The 21,241-nt window shown below is 36.9% G+C and carries 13 protein-coding genes; 7 read left to right on the forward strand and 6 right to left on the reverse strand.

Annotated features, from left to right (window positions below; genetic code table 11):
* Nucleotides 1-68 precede the first annotated feature (68 nt).
* Entirely contained in the window at nt 69-3,050 is a 2,982-nt protein-coding gene (locus LZQ00_RS01845) for a glycoside hydrolase domain-containing protein (protein WP_234511431.1), read from the forward strand.
* Between the two features lie 103 nt (nt 3,051-3,153).
* Nucleotides 3,154-3,639 carry a GNAT family N-acetyltransferase gene (locus tag LZQ00_RS01850; RefSeq protein WP_234511433.1) on the forward strand — a complete coding sequence of 162 codons (486 nt, stop codon included), beginning with the start codon at nt 3,154-3,156 and terminating at the stop codon, nt 3,637-3,639.
* Between the two features lie 66 nt (nt 3,640-3,705).
* On the opposite strand, the gene LZQ00_RS01855 is transcribed toward LZQ00_RS01850, so the two are convergent.
* The 4 genes from LZQ00_RS01855 to LZQ00_RS01870 form a co-directional block, all read right to left on the reverse strand.
* On the reverse strand, nt 3,706-5,163 hold the full coding sequence (locus LZQ00_RS01855; protein ID WP_234511435.1) for a RagB/SusD family nutrient uptake outer membrane protein: 1,458 nt from the start codon (nt 5,161-5,163) through the stop codon (nt 3,706-3,708).
* An 18-nt stretch (nt 5,164-5,181) separates the two neighbouring features.
* Nucleotides 5,182-8,337 (reverse strand): SusC/RagA family TonB-linked outer membrane protein, encoded by a 3,156-nt coding sequence (locus LZQ00_RS01860; protein WP_234511437.1) that lies wholly within the window; start codon nt 8,335-8,337, stop codon nt 5,182-5,184.
* Between the two features lie 75 nt (nt 8,338-8,412).
* Complete coding sequence (locus LZQ00_RS01865) at nt 8,413-9,468, reverse strand: dipeptide epimerase (protein WP_234511439.1); 1,056 nt, start codon at nt 9,466-9,468, stop codon at nt 8,413-8,415.
* A gap of 15 nt (nt 9,469-9,483) precedes the next feature.
* Complete coding sequence (locus tag LZQ00_RS01870; protein ID WP_234511440.1) at nt 9,484-10,710, reverse strand: C40 family peptidase; 1,227 nt, start codon at nt 10,708-10,710, stop codon at nt 9,484-9,486.
* A 179-nt stretch (nt 10,711-10,889) separates the two neighbouring features.
* Here LZQ00_RS01870 and LZQ00_RS01875 point away from each other — a divergent pair, with 179 nt between their 5' ends.
* Both LZQ00_RS01875 and msrA read left to right on the forward strand, forming a co-directional pair.
* Nucleotides 10,890-11,915, forward strand: a complete 1,026-nt coding sequence (locus LZQ00_RS01875) for a N(4)-(beta-N-acetylglucosaminyl)-L-asparaginase (protein ID WP_234511442.1) — start codon at nt 10,890-10,892, stop codon at nt 11,913-11,915.
* 208 nt (nt 11,916-12,123) lie between these two features.
* On the forward strand, nt 12,124-12,639 hold the full coding sequence (gene msrA, locus LZQ00_RS01880; RefSeq protein WP_234511444.1) for a peptide-methionine (S)-S-oxide reductase MsrA: 516 nt from the start codon (nt 12,124-12,126) through the stop codon (nt 12,637-12,639).
* A gap of 44 nt (nt 12,640-12,683) precedes the next feature.
* Here msrA and LZQ00_RS01885 read toward each other — a convergent pair whose 3' ends face one another.
* Nucleotides 12,684-15,386, reverse strand: coding sequence for a DNA gyrase/topoisomerase IV subunit A (locus LZQ00_RS01885; protein ID WP_234511445.1), 2,703 nt, complete (start codon nt 15,384-15,386; stop codon nt 12,684-12,686).
* A 227-nt stretch (nt 15,387-15,613) separates the two neighbouring features.
* Between LZQ00_RS01885 and dinB the strand changes: the two genes are divergently transcribed.
* Nucleotides 15,614-16,789 carry a DNA polymerase IV gene (gene dinB, locus LZQ00_RS01890; protein WP_234511447.1) on the forward strand — a complete coding sequence of 392 codons (1,176 nt, stop codon included), beginning with the start codon at nt 15,614-15,616 and terminating at the stop codon, nt 16,787-16,789.
* Between the two features lie 17 nt (nt 16,790-16,806).
* On the opposite strand, the gene LZQ00_RS01895 is transcribed toward dinB, so the two are convergent.
* Nucleotides 16,807-17,355, reverse strand: coding sequence for a GNAT family N-acetyltransferase (locus tag LZQ00_RS01895; protein ID WP_234511449.1), 549 nt, complete (start codon nt 17,353-17,355; stop codon nt 16,807-16,809).
* A gap of 50 nt (nt 17,356-17,405) precedes the next feature.
* Between LZQ00_RS01895 and LZQ00_RS01900 the strand changes: the two genes are divergently transcribed.
* Both LZQ00_RS01900 and LZQ00_RS01905 read left to right on the forward strand, forming a co-directional pair.
* Nucleotides 17,406-18,110, forward strand: a complete 705-nt coding sequence (locus LZQ00_RS01900; protein WP_234511451.1) for a sterol desaturase family protein — start codon at nt 17,406-17,408, stop codon at nt 18,108-18,110.
* A 161-nt stretch (nt 18,111-18,271) separates the two neighbouring features.
* On the forward strand, nt 18,272-21,202 hold the full coding sequence (locus LZQ00_RS01905; protein WP_234511453.1) for a DNA polymerase III subunit alpha: 2,931 nt from the start codon (nt 18,272-18,274) through the stop codon (nt 21,200-21,202).
* The last annotated feature ends 39 nt before the right edge of the window (nt 21,203-21,241 follow it).

The following is a 21,241-nucleotide window of genomic DNA, read 5'->3' on the forward strand; positions in this document are numbered from 1 at the left end:
ATAATTTGTTCTTGTTGCTGTTTTAAAATTTATAATTTGCTCATCAATTATAAAAAACCAACATTAAGATGTTTAAATCATTGACAATTTTAAGTGCAACAGTATTGTTGACTACTTTCGTGAGTCAGGCACAACATATCTACCCACCTCAAAAGCAATTATGGGATGCCGATAAATTAGGAAATCAAAGAGCAGTCGTTCGAGTTGATAAAAACGAGAAGCAGGTGACGGCGATTATTCCTTGGAAAAATCGAAATGTCTCTGTTGATCAAAAAATTTTATTAGTTGATAGTGCTACCCAAAAAATCTTTGAACCCTCACAATACATACATATTTCACCAGAGTCAGGCACCATTCAATTTGACGCCATCTCTGGAAATGGTATTTACTATATCTACTATTTACCTTATGAAGTCGGGGGGAGAAGTAAATTTTATCCTGATGCCATTTATCTGAAACAAGATAAGAAGAACAATACAATAGCAAAAAGTACAAAAGCAACCGCGAAATTCTTGCGATTGGAATCTGTAGATCAGTTCAACAAGTATGATGAAATGGATAGGATTGCAACGGACAAGGAGTTAGCTGCATTTTTGAAAAAAAATGCCTCAAAGTCTTACTTTATATTTCCAGAAAACCGTGATTTTCAAATTAAGATGACGGACTATTTACCGCAACGTTGGATGAAATCTACTGCAGAAGGAAATCTTTTAAAAGCAAAATCGGATAAAGGGGAGTTGGTCGCTTTTCAATTTGGATTGTATGCTGATAAACAAGATTTAGAAGATGTTAAAATTTCTTTCTCCGATTTAAAATCAACTACAGGAGCAACGATTTCATCAAATTCAATTACATGTATCAATACAGAAGGAACAAGTTATGCAGGCAAACCAATTTCTTTCACCGTTTATGTTCCCAAAGGTAAAGTTCAAGCCCTTTGGTGTGGTGCAGAAATACCATCGGACATTGCTGCTGGAACATATCATGGTAAAGCAACGATTAAACCTAAGAATGCACCTGAAAGACAGATCCCGATTGAAATTGAAGTAAGCAATCAAATTGCTAAAAATAAAGGATTCGACGAACCTTGGAAATTGACGCGTTTATCATGGTTGAATTCTACCCTAGCTCAAGAAAACACAGTTATAGCTCCCTATTTACCACTAAAACTTTCTGATGATAATCGCATTGATATCTTAGGAAGACAAGTTACTCTGGGTAAAGATGGCTTACCTGCACAAATTCAAACCTTCTTTGCAGAAGACATGTTGAGCTTACAAACAGAGGGCAACGATTTATTAACAGAACCTATTCATTTTCATTTTAATGAAAAATCTGGAAAAGATATTTCATTTACATATAAAGCTTTACAATTTGATAAGAAGGAAGAAGGACTTTATGCTTGGCATACGGATGGAACTTCGGATGCCTTGCAACTACATGTCAAAGGTTCGTTGGAGTTTGATGGATTTATGGACTATTCTGTACAAGTTATTGCGACAAAAGATATTGACTTAGCTGATGTGCAATTTCACCTACCTATGCAACCCAAGAATGCCAAATATTTTATGGGATTGGGTGAGAAAGGTGGTTTAAGGAAAGAGCAGATTGCATGGAAGTGGGATGTGAAAAATAAGAGTCAAGACGGGGGGTGGATAGGATCTGTAAATGCGGGCGTTCAGTTCTCTCTTCGAGACGAACAATATTCTCGACCATTAAACACCAATTTTTATCTTCAGAAACCATTGTTGCTTCCCAAATCTTGGGGTAACAAGGATCAAGGGGGAATTACGATTGCAGAAAAAGGAAAAGCAATTCTAGTCAATAGCTATACAGGAGGACGTACGATGAAGGCTGGTGATACACTGTATTACAACTTTCATTTGATGATTACCCCATTCCATACCTTGAATACAGATTGGCAATGGAATAATCGTTTCTTTCATGCATATAAACCAATAGAAGAGGTGAAAAATAGTGGAGCGAATTTGATTAACCTTCATCATGGAAGTTTGGTTAATCCCTACATTAATTATCCCTTTGTAGCAACAAATGAAATGAAAGCGTATATCGATTCTGCGCATCAGTCAGGGTTGAAAGTAAAAATCTATAACACGGTACGCGAGGTTTCAAATCGCATGTATGAACTGTATCCATTGCGTAGCTTAGGACATGAGGTTTTTTCTTCAGGAAAAGGACAGGGATATTCGTGGTTGCAAGAGCATGTTGGTAAAGATTATATTGCAGCTTGGTTTGTTCCTGAGTTTAAAGATGCCGCGATTATCAATAGTGGGATGAACCGTTGGCATAATTATTACGTAGAAGGAATGAATTGGTTAGTTGACAATATTGGTATTGATGGCATCTATCTGGATGATGTCGCATTTGATCGGGTAACGATGAAGCGTATCAAACGGGTGATGACTAAGAACGGTCATCCTGGTATCATTGATTTACATTCCGCAAATCAGTACAATAAGTCCGATGGATTTAATAATAGCGGCAATTTATATCTAGAACATTTTCCTTATATCAATCGCCTTTGGTTTGGTGAATATTTTGATTATGAAAACAGTAAACCTGATTTTTATTTGACCGAAGTAAGTGGTATTCCATTTGGCTTGATGGGAGAAATGCTGCAAGATGGAGGTAATCCTTGGCGTGGAATGATTTATGGCATGACCAATCGCTATCCTTGGGAAGGTGCTCGGGATACGCGAGATATCTGGCGTATCTGGGATGAATTTGGTATTCAACAGGCTAAAATGATTGGTTATTGGGTAGAAAACAACCCTGTTAAAACAGATCAAGCAGATGTATTGACGACCGTATATCAAAAGCAAGGAAGTACCATGATTGCATTGGCAAGCTGGGCGTCAGGAGATACGCAAGCAAAACTGATCATCGATTGGAATAAATTAGGTTTAGACCCTAAAAAAGCAATTTTACACGCTCCATCGATCAAAAATGTACAAGAAATGAAAACATTTAATGTCAATGAGCCGATTACCATAGAAAAAGGTAAAGGTTGGATCTTGATCTTAAAGTAATACGCTGATTACATTAAATGCTACGCGCTGATAAATCTGATATCAGCGCGTTTTTTTGTTTCCTATTTTGAGAAATTAATTCTTCAAATTCTTACTTTTGAATATGGATATTCGAAAAACAACAGTAGAAGATTTGGATCAAGTAATGGCAACTATTGATATTGCCCGAGGATTAATGCGCGCTAGTGGAAATACAATCCAATGGACAAATGGATATCCATCTCGGGAATATATCCAATCGACGATTGAAATAGGAGAGAACTATGTGTGCACAGTACAAGGGGAGATCGTCGGAACATTTTGTTTTTCCTTAGAGCGCGACCCTAACTACACCCTTATTGAAGATGGTCAATGGTTGAATGATGAACCTTACGGTGTCATTCACCGATTAGCATCCAACGGAAAAGTTAAAGGTGTAGCGATGAAATGTTTTCAATGGTGTTTTGAACAATGTCATAATATTCGTGTCGATACCCATGAAAGCAATATCCCCATGCAAAAGGTCATGCAGAAATTAGGATATAAACGCTGTGGTATTATTTACGTGCATGATGGAACTGCCCGTCTAGCCTTTCAAAAGATCGATTAACTCGCTTTTTTAAATACAAAAGCCTTCGGATAATGAGATCCGAAGGCTTTTGTTGTGAATATAGTATTAATACCCAGGGTTTTGTTGTGCACCAATACCCGGATTAGCATTGATCTCATCTAAGAAAATTGGAAGTATTGTTTTATTAAACGTTCTATCAATTGTTTTTGTACGATGAATGGTATTAATAGCGCCAAATTCATCATTAAATACAATCGTTTTATTCCAACGAATCATATCAAAGAAGCGGTGACCTTCACCAGCCAATTCTTTACTTCGCTCATCAGCGATCATATCTAAGTTTATTGTAGCAGCATCTGCAGCAGCTAAATTAGGTGAACGCTTACGGATTTCATTTAAATAAGTTGCTGCAAGCGCTTTGTCTGATTTTAAAGCAGCCTCTGCAGCCATTAAATAAACTTCAGAAAGGCGAATAACCTTAAAGTTTACAGCAGTGCTATTCGAAGTTTTCTTATCACCTTCTAAGTTGACACCTCCGCTATATTTGTAAATAGCACCCAGTCTTGTTGCAGAAGTCTCATCTCTAGCCATAACCCCCCAGCGTACATCTGCAGCATCTTGTTTGAGACGATTTAAAAAATAATCACTCGCCATGAAATTACCCAAGATAGCTGAACTTCCATGTCCAGATCTTCTGAAATATGCACCTAATGATGAATTACCTAAATCACTTTCATTCGGATAAACACCTAATTCGAAAATTGATTCGGTTCCAAATTCTGATTTCCAAGAATCTACCCAAGCGGCATTACTATATAACGTATATACTTTTGAATCGATGATTTCTTGTGCAGCAGTTAAAGCATTCGGATAATCTTCCATGTATAAATATACACGTGCTTGAAGTGCTTTGTTGGCATAATAATTTAGATAGCCATTCAATTTTGTTTTTGGGAGTAAGGTTTCTGCAGCTTTCAGATCGATCAGGATTTGTTTGTAGTTATCCTCCACTTTGCTTCTCAATTCTTGTGCACCTGGACTTAAAGGTGTCGTTATATTTGGAATACCCCAAGCGGCTTTATTTTCATTATAAGGTTCACCGTACAAGCGTACCAAATCAAAATTGATCAAAGCACGAGCAGTTAATGCCTGGCCTTCATATGAGCTGAAGTTTTCTAATGATCCAGCCGCTTTTAAGTTGTCAATACTTTTTAGCAAATTGTTGATCTGTGTTATTCCATTGAACCCTTTAGCCCAAACGTCTGAATAACTATTGGAAGAGGCACTATGATTGAAAGTATATAAATAATCAAATCCACGACCAGCAGCAAAAATAGTGAAATCTCCACCTTTTACATCTGCGTATAAAGGAAAGTTTCGACCATAATAGTCCCGATTAGACAATATACTCATCAAACCATTGATCATGACTTTAGCATCAGCGGCAGTCTGAATAGCTGTTTCCGCGTCTCCTGAATTTGTCGGTTTTACATCTAAGAAATCTTTACAAGAGCTAACCGAAAGAGATATAAGGATGCACGAAGCAATAAATAATTTTTTCATTTTTCTTAATTCAATAGGTTAAAAATTAAACTCTAAACCAAATGTATAGGTTTTAGCAATTGGAGTTTCCCAACCACGTGTTCCGTATTGGTTAACCTCTGGATCCATGTACTTGTATTTTGAAAGTGTTAATAAATTACTTCCATTGAAAAAAACACGCGCATTGTTGATACCTATTTTACTTAAATAAGTATTTGGAATCTTGTACGCTAAGGAAATGTTTTTCAATCTCAAGTAAGAAGCATCATAGAGATGGCGACTACTGATTTGATTCACATCTTCTAGATCTCGACCAGTAACCATTGGAAAATCCCCATCTGTATTCGTAGGAGACCAAGATTCATCAACAAAATATTGGGCATGAATTCTTTCCCAATAATAGCCATCGTCAGCCACATCTTTTGATGTCGCATCGTACAATTTACCTCCGATTTTATAAGCGAAATTTAAGCCCAATGAAATTCCTTTGTATTCAGCGTCCGTGTTGATACCACCATAAACTTTTGGATTCGCATTACCGATGATGGTTTGTTTGGCTTTCGTATAGGTATAGCTAGCTCCCCTGCCTTCAAATAGGAAATCTCCTTCTGTTCCATCATTGGTATACCATACATTCTTGCCATTTGTTTTGTCTACACCAGCCCATTCTAAACCGTAGAAAGCCAATGTAGATTCATTTTCTTGGTAAATGAAACGTGCTCGGTCATCTTTTCCAGTTGGATCATACCATACAATGGGTTGACCCTCGCTTAATTTTGTTATTTTAGAATCGATAAACGCAGCATTTATACTTGCTGTCCATCTGAAATCCTGCTTCTTAATGATATCAGAACCCAATTCAATTTCAATTCCTTTATTATTAATTTGACCGATATTTCTAAGCGTACTAGAGAATCCCGTTATCGTTGAAATCGGAACTTTTTGTATTAAATCTTTTGAATCTCTGTTGAAATATTCTAATGAACCAAAGATCTTGTTTTGAAAAAATCCAAATTCTAAAGCAAGATTAGTCGTATAATTTCTTTCCCATCTTAAGTTTTCATCAGCGGCATTACTTAAAGCTCCACCAGCCTGAGTCATATATTTATTACTATACGCTGTTAATGATCTCCATCCAAAATCATCTAAAGGTAAGGTGCCATTTACACCGTATGAAGCTCTAATCCGTAAAGCATTGATATCTTCTATTGAAGCGATAAAACTTTCTTTTGCTAAATTCCAAGAACCAGCCATCGACCAGAAGTTTCCCCAGCGTGGACCAGGACCTAACTTAGAAGAGCCATCCCGACGAAGGGATGCCGATGCAAAATAACGTTCACCATAGTTGTATTCAGCTCTAGATAATACCGACATCATATTACTACCCCAACTATAAGCTCCAGCATCTAGCTGTCCTGCAGTAGAAACGGTATGTAAAGCAGAAGAAGGTAAATCCTTACCTGTTGCTCTTACGAAACTACCATCATTTTTTTCTGCCTCAAAACCCGCTAATAACGCGATATTATGTAAACCGAATGTTTTATTATAATTTGCTGTCGTTGATGAGACTAGTTTTTGAATGTTTGAAGTTACCTCTGTTACGACGCCATTTGTGGAAGATCCATTATAATGTTTAGCACTGTAATAGATATGGTCTTTTGATTCTGTCTCGTCATAGGAGAAGATAGTTTTAACCGTCAATTCCGGAAGAAGGCGTAATGTCAAGGATTCTACCGCTGATATTTTGCTTGTTTTCGAACTATTTTCCCATTCCTTATTATAATAAAGGGGGTTATAGGCTAAACTACCATAACGAGCAGTCCATTCATTTCCAGTTTTATAGTCTGTAGGCCAATAAAGAGGCCATAACAAATTTCTGGTCTGCATTAAATAATTGGTACCTGTATTTCGCGTATCATTCATCCCCACTAATTTTGTCTTCGCGATATTGATATTAGAACCAAATTCCAAGTATTTACCAATTTTTTGATTCAGGTTCACACGTCCGTTGATACGATCGTAATCATTCAAGATGATGCGACTTTTATCCTGTGTGTAAGAAAGGGAAGTATAGTAGTTGGTGTTATCTGTTCCCCCACTCACAGATAAATCATTAGTATTGAAAATACCCGTTCTGAATAAAGCATCATTCCAATCGTAATATTTACCCTCTCGATTTTCAATACCATCTGTTTTACCTGTAATGGTTACTTTTTCAAACATGGATGTTCCTGTTGTTGAAAAGTCGTAACCATGAATGCCAAATTTAGTTTTGAATCGATCTAATACCCATTTGTTAGCAGCAGCATCAGTTAGCCCACCAGCGATACGAGAGTCATAGAGAACACTGTATAGCATATCAATCTCATCTTGTACCGAAGCAGTTTCATTATTATCTGTTGCCCAACTTGGACTGAAACCAAGACTTGATTTCAGGTTAATTTTTGGCGCACCATTTTTACCCTTTTTAGTCGTAATGATAATGACACCATTTGCTGCACGAGAACCATACAAAGCAGATGCTGCGGCATCTTTCAATACCGTCATGGTTTCAATGTCAGCGGGATTTAAGGTACTCATCACATTATTGGAGTTGACCAAATAATCGTTCATTTGTCCAGTAGATCCAGAGATTACGGGCACCCCATCGATGACATATAGCGGTTCGTTTGAAGCGCTCATAGACCCAATACCACGGATACGAATAGCAGGGGTAGAACCCGCTTGCCCTGAGCTTGTACTGACTTGTAACCCTGCCACACGACCTGTCAAAGCATTTTCGAATGAAGTGACTGGTTGTTTGTCAAGGACATCATTTTTTACTGTTGACGCAGACCCCGTATACGTGCTCTTTTTTGCCGTTCCATACGCAACAACCATGACCTCATCTAAAGCATTTTCATCCTTTTGTAAGGAAATTGTTAACGTCTTGCGACCATTTAAGCTGATCTCTTGTTTTTGATAACCTACAGCAGAGATAACGATCGTCGCATCTGCATTTGCATTTAGCGTAAATAAGCCGTTTGAGTTTGTGGATGTCCCTGTATTGGTTCCTTTTACAGCAATGGTCACACTAGGAACTGGTGTACCACTTTCATCAGAAACTTTACCAGCAACTTGGATTTGTTGTGCATTTACGACTTGTAAAGAGCCACAAGCCATCGTACATAACGAAGTGAGTAAAAATTTATTCATAAGATTTTTGGTTAGTTTTATGTTGAATAGGACACCTTTAAGGAACCTATTTTTTTATGCTTATTACCTATTTTTCTATTGCGGTATAATTCCTATTCCAGGTCTATCAGGCAATATACATTGGCCATCAATCACTTTCATTCCATCATAAATATCGTTTCCGATCAGTAAGGCTCCATCTAAATCAGCCCAATCCGTTAAGGGTGCCAATTGCGCTGCTGCTGAAATGGCACATGAAGTCTCTGTCATACAACCGATCATCACTTTCATCTCTAATGCACGCGCTAACTCGGCCATGCGTTTCGCTTCTCTCATTCCTGTACATTTCATCAATTTGATGTTAATGCCAGAATAAACACCCTTTAGAGCAGGTACATCTATTAATCTTTGACATCCTTCATCTGCAATAGTAGGAATTGGACTATGTGCTGTTAACCAGGCATTATCATCAATTTGCTCTTTAGGCATAGGTTGCTCCAAGAAAATAACACCACGCTCCGCCAGCCAATATGACATTTCCAATGCCTCTTCACGAGTTTTCCAACCCTGGTTGACATCAGCACAAAGAGGACGATCTGTGCATTGACGAATGGTTTCGATGATCATTTTATCCGTATCAAGACCAAGTTTTACTTTTAAAATCTTGAATTGATCCGCTTCCATTACTTTTTTACGAACGACCTCTTCGGTGTCAATACCAATCGTATAGGTCGTCGCAGGTATCAATCCTGGATTTAAACCCCAAATTTTGTAAAAGGGCTGGTTCATGATTTTACCTAATAAGTCATGAAGAGCAATGTCTACAGCAGCTTTCGCTGCGGTATTTTTATAAGCGACCTGATCGACATACTGTAAGATATCTTCTGTTTGAAAAGGTGAATTGAAGCTGCTAAGATCAAGTTGATTTAAAAAGTTAATGACACTTTCTTGTGATTCTCCCAAGTACGGTGGCATACTTGCTTCCCCATAGCCAATAATACCATCATACTCCAACTGTGTTAATACAACGGGAGTTGTCGTTCTACTGAAAGAGGCAACAGTAAAGACATAACGCATTTCTAATGTATACGGTTTGAACCTAAGTTTGAAAGTTCCAAAATCTTTGGTAATCCAATCTGCATGTGTACTCATGATTATTGTAAAGTTTTATTTTATACTGTAATAAGCGTTATTTTCTATTTTCTGTATTTGAGGATCTTTTGATCCTAAATATCTTCTTGCAGCAACCACAGTTCTGGTTTGAAAATCATCATAATTCGCGGCATCTTTCAGCATGCTATTGATACGTACAGATCCGGCAGAGTGAATAAATGTACCGTTGCCGATATACATAGCCACATGAGTCACACGAGCATTGGGATTACTATTTTTTCCTCCAGCAAAAAATAGTAAATCTGCGGGTTTCAAATTATTTAAAGCTTTTGTTGGGTCAAAATGACCTTCTGCATCAAGAATATCTACTGCCTCACCAGCCAATACCTGTTGGGAGGCATCACGCGGTATGACATAGCCATTCATAAAATAAGTAGTTTTGGTAAAACCGCTACAATCTACCCCTTTTACAGAGGTACCTCCCCATAAATAAGGAAGTCCTAACATACTTTTAGCACTTGAAATCAAGTTCTCGGATGTAGGATTACGCGAGTCAATCCATTTTTTTAAAGAGAGACTCTCTTCTTTTTTGATATAGGCCTTACGTTTATCGGGATAAGTAACTTCATAGTATTTGCCCTTTTCAGCTGTTAACGCTAAGATATCACCATATACAAGATCCGACACACGTTGACTCTGTTCATTGGGTTCAGATAACGATTTTCCAAATTCTGCCGTATAAATCAATTTAGGTTGATTGTTCCATGCTATCGCTTCTTCTTTTGTCATGGCTGTAACCGAAGAAGTTGGCATCCATGCAATATATCCTTCAGGAGTACGTACACGATATTCACCATGATCTTTTTGTAAAATGTCTACTTGCGTTCCCATTAAGGCCTGACTTGCCATTTCAGCAGCATTGTCCGGTTTTGTCCTCATATTGCTTACAGACAAATGCACAATTCCAATGAGTTTATTATCGAGGTTTTGTTCTGGTAATAGATTGATATTAACCGTTGTTGGTATATTTTTAATCTGTTGCTCGAAAGCTGTTTTAGCAGCTTGCTCTGTGGTTTCTATTTGATATTCATTATGAACAACATCTGTTTTGGTAAAAGCAAATATTTTGATACGTTTATCTGGCGCATATTCTTTTTTTACGGTTTCTTGCAGTTCTTTCACTTTAAAGTAAATTGTAGAATCTACTTGTTGTGAAAAAGTATAATGTATACTAAAAAGGCTTGCAAAGGTTAGAATCGCATATTTTAGTTTGTTTTTCATGCTGATTAGTTTGTTCTTAAAGATAAGCTAAATTGCATATTTTTCCCATAAAAAATGACGATTTGTGAATTTATTTAATATTCTTTTGCAAAAAAATGAATTACTCTAACCTTTTTGAATAGAAAATATTAAAAGAAACAGGCAATTTTGTATCATTGTAATGCTAAATCGATAAAAATATGAGTTCAAGACGTCATTTTATTAAACAGGGAATTATTGGAGCAACAGCTTTAGGTTCTGTGGAGACTTTGTCAAGTTTTTCAAATTCTCCAAAATCGGCAAAAATGAAACCTATTGTTATTTCTACATGGGATTTTGGTATTGCAGCCAATCAAGCGGCCTGGGAAGTTCTCAAAAATGGCGGAAAAGCCATTGATGCGGTTGAGCAAGGAGTACGTGTGCCAGAGGCTGATTTAAAAAATATGACTGTCGGTAAAGGCGGTTATCCGGATCGTGATGGTTTTGTAACCTTAGATGCTTGTATCATGGATGCAGAAGGAAATTGTGGATCAGTTGCTGCATTGGAACATATTGCTCACCCGATTTCAGTTGCTCGTCTGGTGATGGATAAGACCCCACATGTCATGTTGGTGGGTAATGGTGCATTACAATTTGCCTTAGAAAATGGTTTTGAAAAAGAAAACTTGCTAACACCTGAAGGAGAAAAGGCTTGGAAAGAATGGTTAAAAGAAAAGAAGTACAAGCCAATCATGAATATTGAAAACAAGTCGTTTGCAGTAGAACGGTTGCCTGGCAATCAATATAATCACGATACAATCGGTATGTTGGCATTAGATGCTGCAGGGAATTTGTCAGGTGCTTGTACGACAAGTGGGATGGCTTTTAAAATGCATGGTCGAGTAGGAGATAGCCCTATTATTGGAGCAGGTCTGTATGTCGATAATGAAGTTGGAGGAGCAACATCAACAGGTGTTGGAGAAGAAGTTATTCGAACAGTAGGCAGCTTCTTAGTCGTGGAACTCATGCGTCAGGGCTATACGCCCGAAGATGCTTGTAAAGAAGCGGTGAAGCGTATCGTTAAGAAAAAACCACAGATCGCAAAAGATATTCAGGTCGGTTTCTTAGCCTTGAACAAGAAAGGTGAATATGGCTCTTACGCTTTGCAGAAAGGATTCTCTTACGCTGTTTGTCATCAAGAAAAACAAGACTTATTAATTCCTGGAGCATATTACTATAAGCCCTAAAAATCAGTAAACTATTATGACGCTGTTTTTGTGATTTAATTTCTAATTTTCCTCTATAAAATAATTCTTGATGGAAGAGGAGATATCGATAACTGCAAAGCATTCATGAGTACCATAAAAATGAATTTTAACGAATAAATTTGTTTTATATAGGATGTAATTATATTAAACAAATTTATCTAAGTTTGAGTCTTAACTATATAAAGATATGAAAGCAACATTTGGAGGAGGCTGTTTTTGGTGTACAGAAGTTATTTTTCAGAATACAGAGGGAGTAAAGAGTGTTTTACCTGGATATATGGGCGGATTGAATGATCACCCTACTTATGAACAAGTATGTACAGGAACAACGGAACATGTTGAAGTGGTACAAATAGAGTATGATGAAGAACTGGTAAACTACGAAGATCTATTGCAGATATTTTTTAAAACACATAATCCCACAACATTAAATCGTCAAGGCAATGATGTCGGAACACAATACCGATCGGTTGTTTTTTATCATAACGAAGAACAAGAGATCTTAGCTAAAAATTTCATTGACGAGTTGGATAATGAGGATGTTTTTGAAGATCCAATTGTCACAACGGTAGAACCAGCTGTTACTTTTTGGGTAGCAGAGGATTACCATCATAACTATTTTAATTCGCATCCGGAGAACCCATTCTGTTCTGTTGTGATTGCGCCAAAATTGCAAAAATTCATGAAAGAATTTAAATCATAAAAAAATCCGCTTTTAGCGGATTTTTTTATGATTTAAAGCAAGACCTAAAATAATTCAATTTGACCGCTATCATCTATTTGAATATCATCAGGATTTGTTATTTCCAGTTTAATATCCTCTTTTTCTTTTGTTGGCTCTTCCCTTTTTTCAGACTCATCCGTTGATTCTTCTATTTCTTTCACAGGTTCCTCTACTTTTGTAGCAGTTAACGTTAAGTCCATCTCATCCGTTATCAATTTGACATTTTTTACGGTATGGAATGAAAGTCGATTACCTTGTGCTTTTATTCCTTTTACATCAATAATTTCATTCAAAGGTTGATCTAAAGATTCCTCCGTTTGAGACTTTCCTTTAAGAAGATCTAAATGAACCACAGGTTCTGCATTATTGGTTACGAAAATGAGTTTAGAGCAAGGCTCATCACTGATAAATGACATACTTTTTCCAATGGCTAAATCATCAAATTTAAATCGTTTGACATAATAGGTACCTAACTTTCCATCTTGATGAATAGCTGTATAGATATGATCAGATAAATGTTTTTCGATACGAATCATTTTTTCATCAAAATGATTGCTCAAATCAAAATTGGATAACTCGTAAGAACCGTCAGACAAAACAATTAAAATTTTATCATCTCCATCAAATTCTCCTAAATATTTACCCCTTTCATCTACATTTAAGCGTTTCAAAATGGGATCAAACCAAATCTTACGACCTGCTAAAGTAGATACACCCGCACTTTTGAAACTAATTTTTTTGACAGGATATTTAGACACAATATTTCCTTGTGAAGCACGACCTTTTATCGCAATCTCTGCAAAATCCATATCAAAATTAAGTTTTCTCAATTTCGTATGTGGCTTTAGTTGAATGTTGACAATCTCTGCTTCTCCATTTGGATTTGAAGTAAAATAGGTCACTTTTGAACCTTTTGAACCCTTACTGATATCGTATTCCTTATCTCGAGTAACCCCAACAACAGCGAATCGCTTGATATAACTCGTACCCGTATCACCTTCCTTATAGATAGCATTGTAAATGGTTCTTTCGTCTCCTTTTTTAAAGACAGCAATATGAATGATATCTTTTCCGACAAATACCTTGTCTTGGATTTTAGTAACCACGTATTTACCATCTGATCGGAAAACAATGATATCATCGATATCCGAACAATCACAGACAAATTCATCTTTTTTCATTCCTGAACCGATGAATCCTTCTTCACGATTGACATAAAGCTTAGCATTTGCCAATGCGACCTGTGTAGCTTCGACTCTGTCAAATGCACGTAGTTCTGTCTTACGTGTCCGACCTTTACCATATTTATCCCGTAATCTTTCATACCATGCAATGGCATAATCAGTGAGGTGTTTTAGATGACGTTTGACATTTTTGATTTCCTCTTCTAGAGCAGCCATTTGATCATCTGCTTTTTTAACATCAAATCGGGTGATGCTACTCATTGGTTTATCAATCAAACGCTTGTAGTCTTCAGGGACAATAGGGCGGTAGAATTGAGAGAAAAAAGGTTCAAAAAGAAGATTTAAAACATCCACCACTGTATCAAAATCTCCTGCATTTTCATAGTCAGGATGTTTATACATCCCTTCCTGAATGAAGATTTTTAATAAACTACTGAAGAATATTTTTTCTAGAAGATCGTGTAATTTAAGCTCTAGTTCTTGTTTTAGTAAATCTTTTGTGTTTTTTGTGTTTTCAATCAAGATATCATTGACACTCATAAAATGAGGTTTATCTTTCTTGATTACACAGGTATTTGGTGAAATAGATACTTCACAAGCAGTGAATGCATATAAAGCATCGATGGTAACATCAGGAGATATTCCAGGAGCTAAGTGAACGATGATCTCAACAAATTCAGCCGTGTTATCTTCGATTTTCTTAATCTTGATCTTTCCTTTGTCATTAGCTGCTACCACACTGTCGATCAATCCACCAGTTGTTGTTCCAAAAGGAATTTCGGTAATGGCTAAGGTTTTTTTATCCCGCTCCTCAATTTTCGCACGAACACGAATCTTACCCCCACGTTGACCCTCATTATAAGCGGAACAATCAGCCATTCCTCCCGTAGGAAAATCAGGTAAAATATTCGGTCTTTCTCCATTTAGAACTTGAATGGATCCATCAATTAACTCAAGAAAATTGTGAGGCATGATCTTGGTCGCCAAACCTACAGCAATACCTTCTGCACCTTGCGCAAGCAATAATGGAAACTTAACGGGTAAAGTAACAGGTTCTTTATTACGGCCATCATAGCTCAACTGCCAGTCTGTAGTCTCCGGATTGAAAACAACATCTAATGCAAACTTAGATAAACGTCCTTCAATATAACGAGGTGCCGCAGAAGCATCGCCAGTGATAGGATCACCCCAGTTTCCCTGACAGTCAATCAATAAATTCTTTTGGCCAATCTGTACCATGGCATCGCCGATAGAAGCATCACCATGTGGGTGATATTTCATCGTGTTACCAATCACATTCGCTGCTTTATTGTAACGTCCATCATCCATTTCTTTTAATGAATGTAAGATACGACGTTGTACGGGTTTGAACCCATCATTGATATGAGGTACTGCACGATCTAAAATAACATAAGATGCATAGTCCAAAAACCAGTTTTCATACAAACCTGAAAGTGGAATTGTCTGACTATTATGCGTTTGATCGTTATTTGTTACTTCTTCTTGATTATCGTCTGCAGGATAATTTGTTTCGTCACTCATGAATCAACAATATGGTGTTTTTTATTATTATGTGTTGCAAAAGCATAGTTTTTTGCAAGCGTAAAAATACGAAAAGCATTTCGTTTTATCCAATGGATAGCTAAATTGATTTCTTCGTCGAATCTTTCTGAACAAAGATAGGTTTCTCTTTGAGAAAAGAAGAATAAGTTTGTCATTTGACTAAAAATATTAGTATTTTTGAACACTGGATTTTTATAGCATATACAATGAATTGGCAAGAAGATAAAAGATTTATATCGCATTTGGACCTGGATACTTTTTTTGTGAGTGTAGAGCGACTTAAAAATAGTTTTTTTGTTGGTAAACCTTTAATCGTTGGTGGATTAAGTGATCGCTCCGTTGTTGCAGCTTGTAGTTATGAAACCCGAAAGTTTGGTATTCATAGCGCTATGCCCATGAAGTTGGCGCTTCGGCTATGTCCACATGCCATTGTTTTGCGTGGCGATATGGACAGCTATAGTTATTATTCTAGACTAGTGACAGATGTAGTGCGGGACTATGTACCTGTGATGGAGAAGGCAAGTATTGATGAGTTTTATGTGGATCTGACTGGTGTTGATCGTTTTTTTGGTTGCAGTCAATTTATTTCCGAATTAAAGCAGAAAATCCAAAAAGAGACAGGACTTCCGATTAGTTATGCGTTGGCTTCCAATAAATTAATTTCTAAAGTGGCGACAGAAGATGCAAAACCTGATGGAAATAAAGAAATCGAACATGGAGGTGAGAAAGGTTATTTGGCTCCCCTCAAAATAGAGCGCATGCCAGGCATTGGTCAGAAGACAGGAAATCTGTTACGTCAGATGGGCGTACAGACGATTAAAGTGCTCAGTGAAATTCCTGTTCCAATGATGCAAAACCTATTGGGTAAGAATGGTGTTGACCTCTCTCGAAAAGCTAATGGTATTGATTTTACACCAATAGTTCCCTATTCAGAACAGAAAAGTATGGGTACAGAAGAAACCTTTGAACAAGATACTATTGATGTCTATTTTTTAAAAAGCGAATTGATTCGCATGACCGAGCGGATGACTTTTCAACTGCGGCAACAGCAACGCCTGACAGGCTGTATCACGATCAAATTGCGGTATGCTAACTTTGATACAGTAACCAAACAAATGGTGATTCCGTATACAGCTTCGGATGCTGTTTTATTAATCAAAGCACAAGAGATCTTCGAGAAGTTATACGATAAACGACTACTTGTACGTCTTCTGGGGATCAGATTTAGTCATTTGGTACAAGGTAATCAACAGATTAATCTTTTTGAAGATACAGAAGAAATGGTTAAGCTTTATCAAGCCATGGATACTATCCGTAAACGTTATGGCGATACAATGGTCAAGCGAGCAATCTCTATCCCTTATGTCAATCGGAAAAAGTAGTTCTTCATAGAAATTCTTTAAGCATTGATTTCATACCAATAACAGTCAATATCCCAAACCGCTAAATGAAAGGAGTCCGTGACGTTAAATCCAACTTTTTCTAATACATTTCGAGAGCCCTTGTTATCAATATGTGTCATCGCGTGGATCGGAAAATGTTTCATCTCTTCATGGTAATATGCCATACAAGCTTGAGCTGCTTCGGTTGCAAAACCTTTTCCCCAAGCCTCTTTACGAAAGCGGTATCCAAAATCTAAAAAATTGATCTTATTATTGGTTAATTCATCGATGTATTTGAATCCTGTCCAACCAATAAATTGATTAGTCGCTTTTTCAATTACGGCAACCCTTCCCACACCATACTGCTCATATTGTTGATGCAACCCTTCAATAATACCTTTTGTTTCTTCAATGGATTGCACAGGTTGCCCTCTCAAGTAAATATGGACTTCGGATTGCGAGTCCATTTCGTAAAATGCTTGTACGTCATCGCGAGTAATTGGACGGATAATTAATCGTTCCGTTTCTAATGTAGGCAAATATTTCATGATAGTTGGATCTGTCATAAAGTTAGAAAAATTAATTATCTTCAACGACTAAAATAGCGTAAAAGTAGATGAGTTTAGAGGCAGAAAAAATAGTTGATTATTTGCAGTTTACTGATTTTATATCGTTGATTGCTGTGGCTTTTATAGGGAATTTTTTACTGTTTCTGTTATCTATTCTATTTTATGAAATTATTCATAAAATATACAATCAGCACGACCAATTGGTTGCACGTCATCCTATTCTTCAGGGGGACATTTGGAATGCCCTTTTCAATATGTTGCTAAATGGGGTAGTTGCTATCGTAGGTCTGTATCTGATGCGAATGGAATGGATGAAAATCATTGATTTTAGATGGGAAACATTTCTGTTCAAATTTCTTGCAGTCTTTTTTTTAATTGATTTTCTGATGTTTATTCTACACTGGTTAGTTCATAAATCTTTTCTATATCGTTATTTTCATTATCGACATCATGTCTTTGAACGTACAAATGCCTTAAGTCTTTTTGTGATGCACCCCTTAGAAAATTTGATGTTTGGCTGTGTCTTGATCATTACCTTTATACTAGTTCCTTGTGATATTTTTACCATCGTGTTTTACTTAGCATTTAACTTATTGTGGGGAATCTTAGGGCATCTGGGATTCAACCTATTTCATTTTAAGAACCGATTGATCACCAATGGTATGTTCCATATGCATCACCATCATGATATTCATGTCAATTTTGGTTTTTATACCTCCCTATGGGATAAGTTTTTTAAAACGTATAAATGATTCTGAACTCTTTATCCCCTGAATTGCTCTCTTGCATCTTAACAACATCATTTCTTGTAATCATACGATAAAAGAATCGTTTTTAATGAAATTCATTATAGAGATAAAATAGTATTTTGCTATTATTTTTAGTAATTTTGTGTTATTAAAAATAATAACATATGTTTTTGAATTGTAAGACCTGGTTCAGTTTTCATTATGGAACTTATTCTACCAAAGAACTCATCGCACATGCCGTTGAATTGGAAGTCAAGGTTTTGGGATTGACCAATATCAATTCAACAGCAGATTGCTGGGATTTTGTCATGAAGTGCCAGGAAGTACAGATAAAGCCAATTATAGGAGTAGAAGTACGCAATGAAAATCAATTTTGCTATGTATTATTAGCAAAAAATAGACAAGGACTTTTAGCCATCCATAAGTTTCTTTCTTTTCATAAACAGCTCAAGATTCCATTTCCCGAGAGACCCAATTTCTGTTTAGACCATGTATGGGTGATTTATCGATTAGGTACTCATCCGCAGATTGAAAAATTGAGTGAACAAGAACTGATAGGCGTAGATATCGCTGATTTAAATAAATTGGAATGGCAGGAATCTATAGATCAGCATAAATACATCATGCTGCACCCTGTCACCTATCAAAATAAGACCTATTTTGATTTGCATCGCATTTTACGTGCTATTGCCAAGAATACATTATTGAGCAAACTGACAAAAGAAGATCTGGCAGGCACCAATGAATATTTGTTAAAAGAAGAAGATCTAGCTGCAGCCTTTACCCGATTTCCAATAATTATTACCAAAACGATGCAAGTTGTTGAAAGCTGTTCTGTAGAGATGGAATTTCACAGCGATAAAAACAGGAAATGCTTTACCGATTCCATAGAAGAAGATCATACTTTGCTCCGAAAGCTAGCTTTTGAGGGCGCAATAATGCGTTATGGAGCCGATCATCAAGAGGCTTTTGAACGTGTGGAGAAAGAGTTGAATATGATTGATAAGCAGGGATTCAATGCTTACTTTCTCATTGTTTGGGATATGCTACACTATGCGCATGAACACAACTTTTATCATGTCGGACGTGGGAGTGGAGCGAATTCCATTATTGCCTATTGCTTGCGGATCACCGATGTTGATCCGATTGAACTTAATCTATATTTTGAACGGTTTTTGAATCCCAATCGAAGCTCTCCACCAGATTTTGATATCGATTTTAGTTGGCAAGATCGGGATACTATTTTTGCCTATATCTTTGAGAAATATGGTCAAGAACATGTAGCCCTTCTTGGGATGTATAATACCTTTCAACGAAGGGCAATTATACGTGAATTAGGAAAAGTGTTTGGTTTGCCAAAAGAAGAGATTGATATACTTGCCCATAAAAGAGAATGGTCTGCAGAAGATAAAATCCAACGGTGGATAAAACGTTATGGAGCACTTTTAGTAAATTTTCCAACCCATGTAAGCATACATGCTGGAGGTGTATTGATCAGCGAGCAGCCCTTGCATGAGTATATGGCTACCGAGTTACCTCCAAAAGGACTGTTGACGGCACATCTGGATATGTTTGAAGCAGATCGTATTGGACTATTCAAATTTGATATTTTGAGTCAGCGTGGTCTTGGACATATTAAAGATGCACTTGCTTTGATTGAAAAAAATCAAGGAAAACAGCTGGATATCCACCAAGTAGAACACTTCTTTCTAGATCCGATATTAGCAGAAAAAATACGTAAAGCAGATACCATAGGTTGCTTCTATATCGAAAGCCCAGCGATGAGACAATTATTAGGCAAATTGAAATGTTCGGACTACCTAACATTAGTCGCAGCAAGTTCAATTATTCGTCCTGGAGTAGCCCAGTCGGGGATGATGAAGCAATATATTGAACGGTTTCATAATCGGGATAAGATCGTGTATCTACATCCCAAAATGGAAGAACTCTTGGAGGAAACATATGGTGTGATGGTTTACCAAGAAGATGTCATCAAAGTTGCGCATCATTTTGGCGGTATTTCGTTGGATGAAGCCGATATTTTACGGCGTGCGATGAGTGGAAAATATCGGTCGGAAAATAAATTTGAAATTCTGAAACAAAAGTTTTTCACGAACTGTCGATCTTTTGGATATGAGGATCAAGTAACCGCTGAGGTATGGAGGCAAATGGAAAGTTTTGGTGGATACTCATTTGCGAAAGGACATTCTGCCTCTTTCGCTGTAGAAAGTTATCAAAGTTTATTTTTGAAAACGTACTATCCAAAGGAATTCTATGTGGCAGTGATTAATAATTTTGGAGGCTTCTATCGTACTGAATTTTATTTTCATGAGTTACGTCGTCACGGTGGAGATATTCAATTACCCTGTTTAAATCATAGTGATTATCTGACCAATATAAAAGGAAATCGGGTGTACGTCGGCTTAGGTCATGTACAAGGACTAGAAGAGCAACTGAGCCAACGGATAGTATCGGAGCGAGCACTCCATGGATCATATCAGGATCTAAATGATGTGCTGACACGCATTCATCCTGCACCTGAACAATTGAATTTATTAATTCGGATAGGAGCATTGCGATTTACAGGAATGGATAAGAAATCATTACTTTGGAAAGCGAACTTCAGCACGAAGAAAAACTTTCAGGAAGTTCCCAATTTACTATTTGCCCAAGAAGAAGTTCATTTTGAATTGCCACAATTTGAAACCAATAGACTCGAGGATCTGAAAGATGAATTGGATTTATTGGGTTTCGTAACGGGAGACTTTTATGAGTTACTTGATGATAAATATTTAAAAGGAACTGTTAAGACAGTAGATTTTCCAGATCTTATCGGGCAGCATATCAAGATCATTGGTCGTTTGGTGACGACAAAGGAAAGTAGAACCATAAAGAAAGAAAGAATGTGTTTTGGAACTTTCTTAGACGTAGATGGCGACTGGTTAGATACCGTACACTTTCCTTTAGTATTAAAGCAATACCCATTTTTAGGAGCTGGATTTTACGAATTACACGGTCAAGTTACAGCAGATTTTGATATCTGTAGTATGAATGTGTCGGTAATGCGCAAGCTGGGCTACCGTTTAGAAAAGTAAAGTATCGGCGAAATAGATGAAATCGCCGATACCTAATGA

This window comes from Sphingobacterium sp. SRCM116780 (assembly GCF_021442025.1).
Taxonomy (GTDB): Bacteria; Bacteroidota; Bacteroidia; order Sphingobacteriales; family Sphingobacteriaceae; genus Sphingobacterium.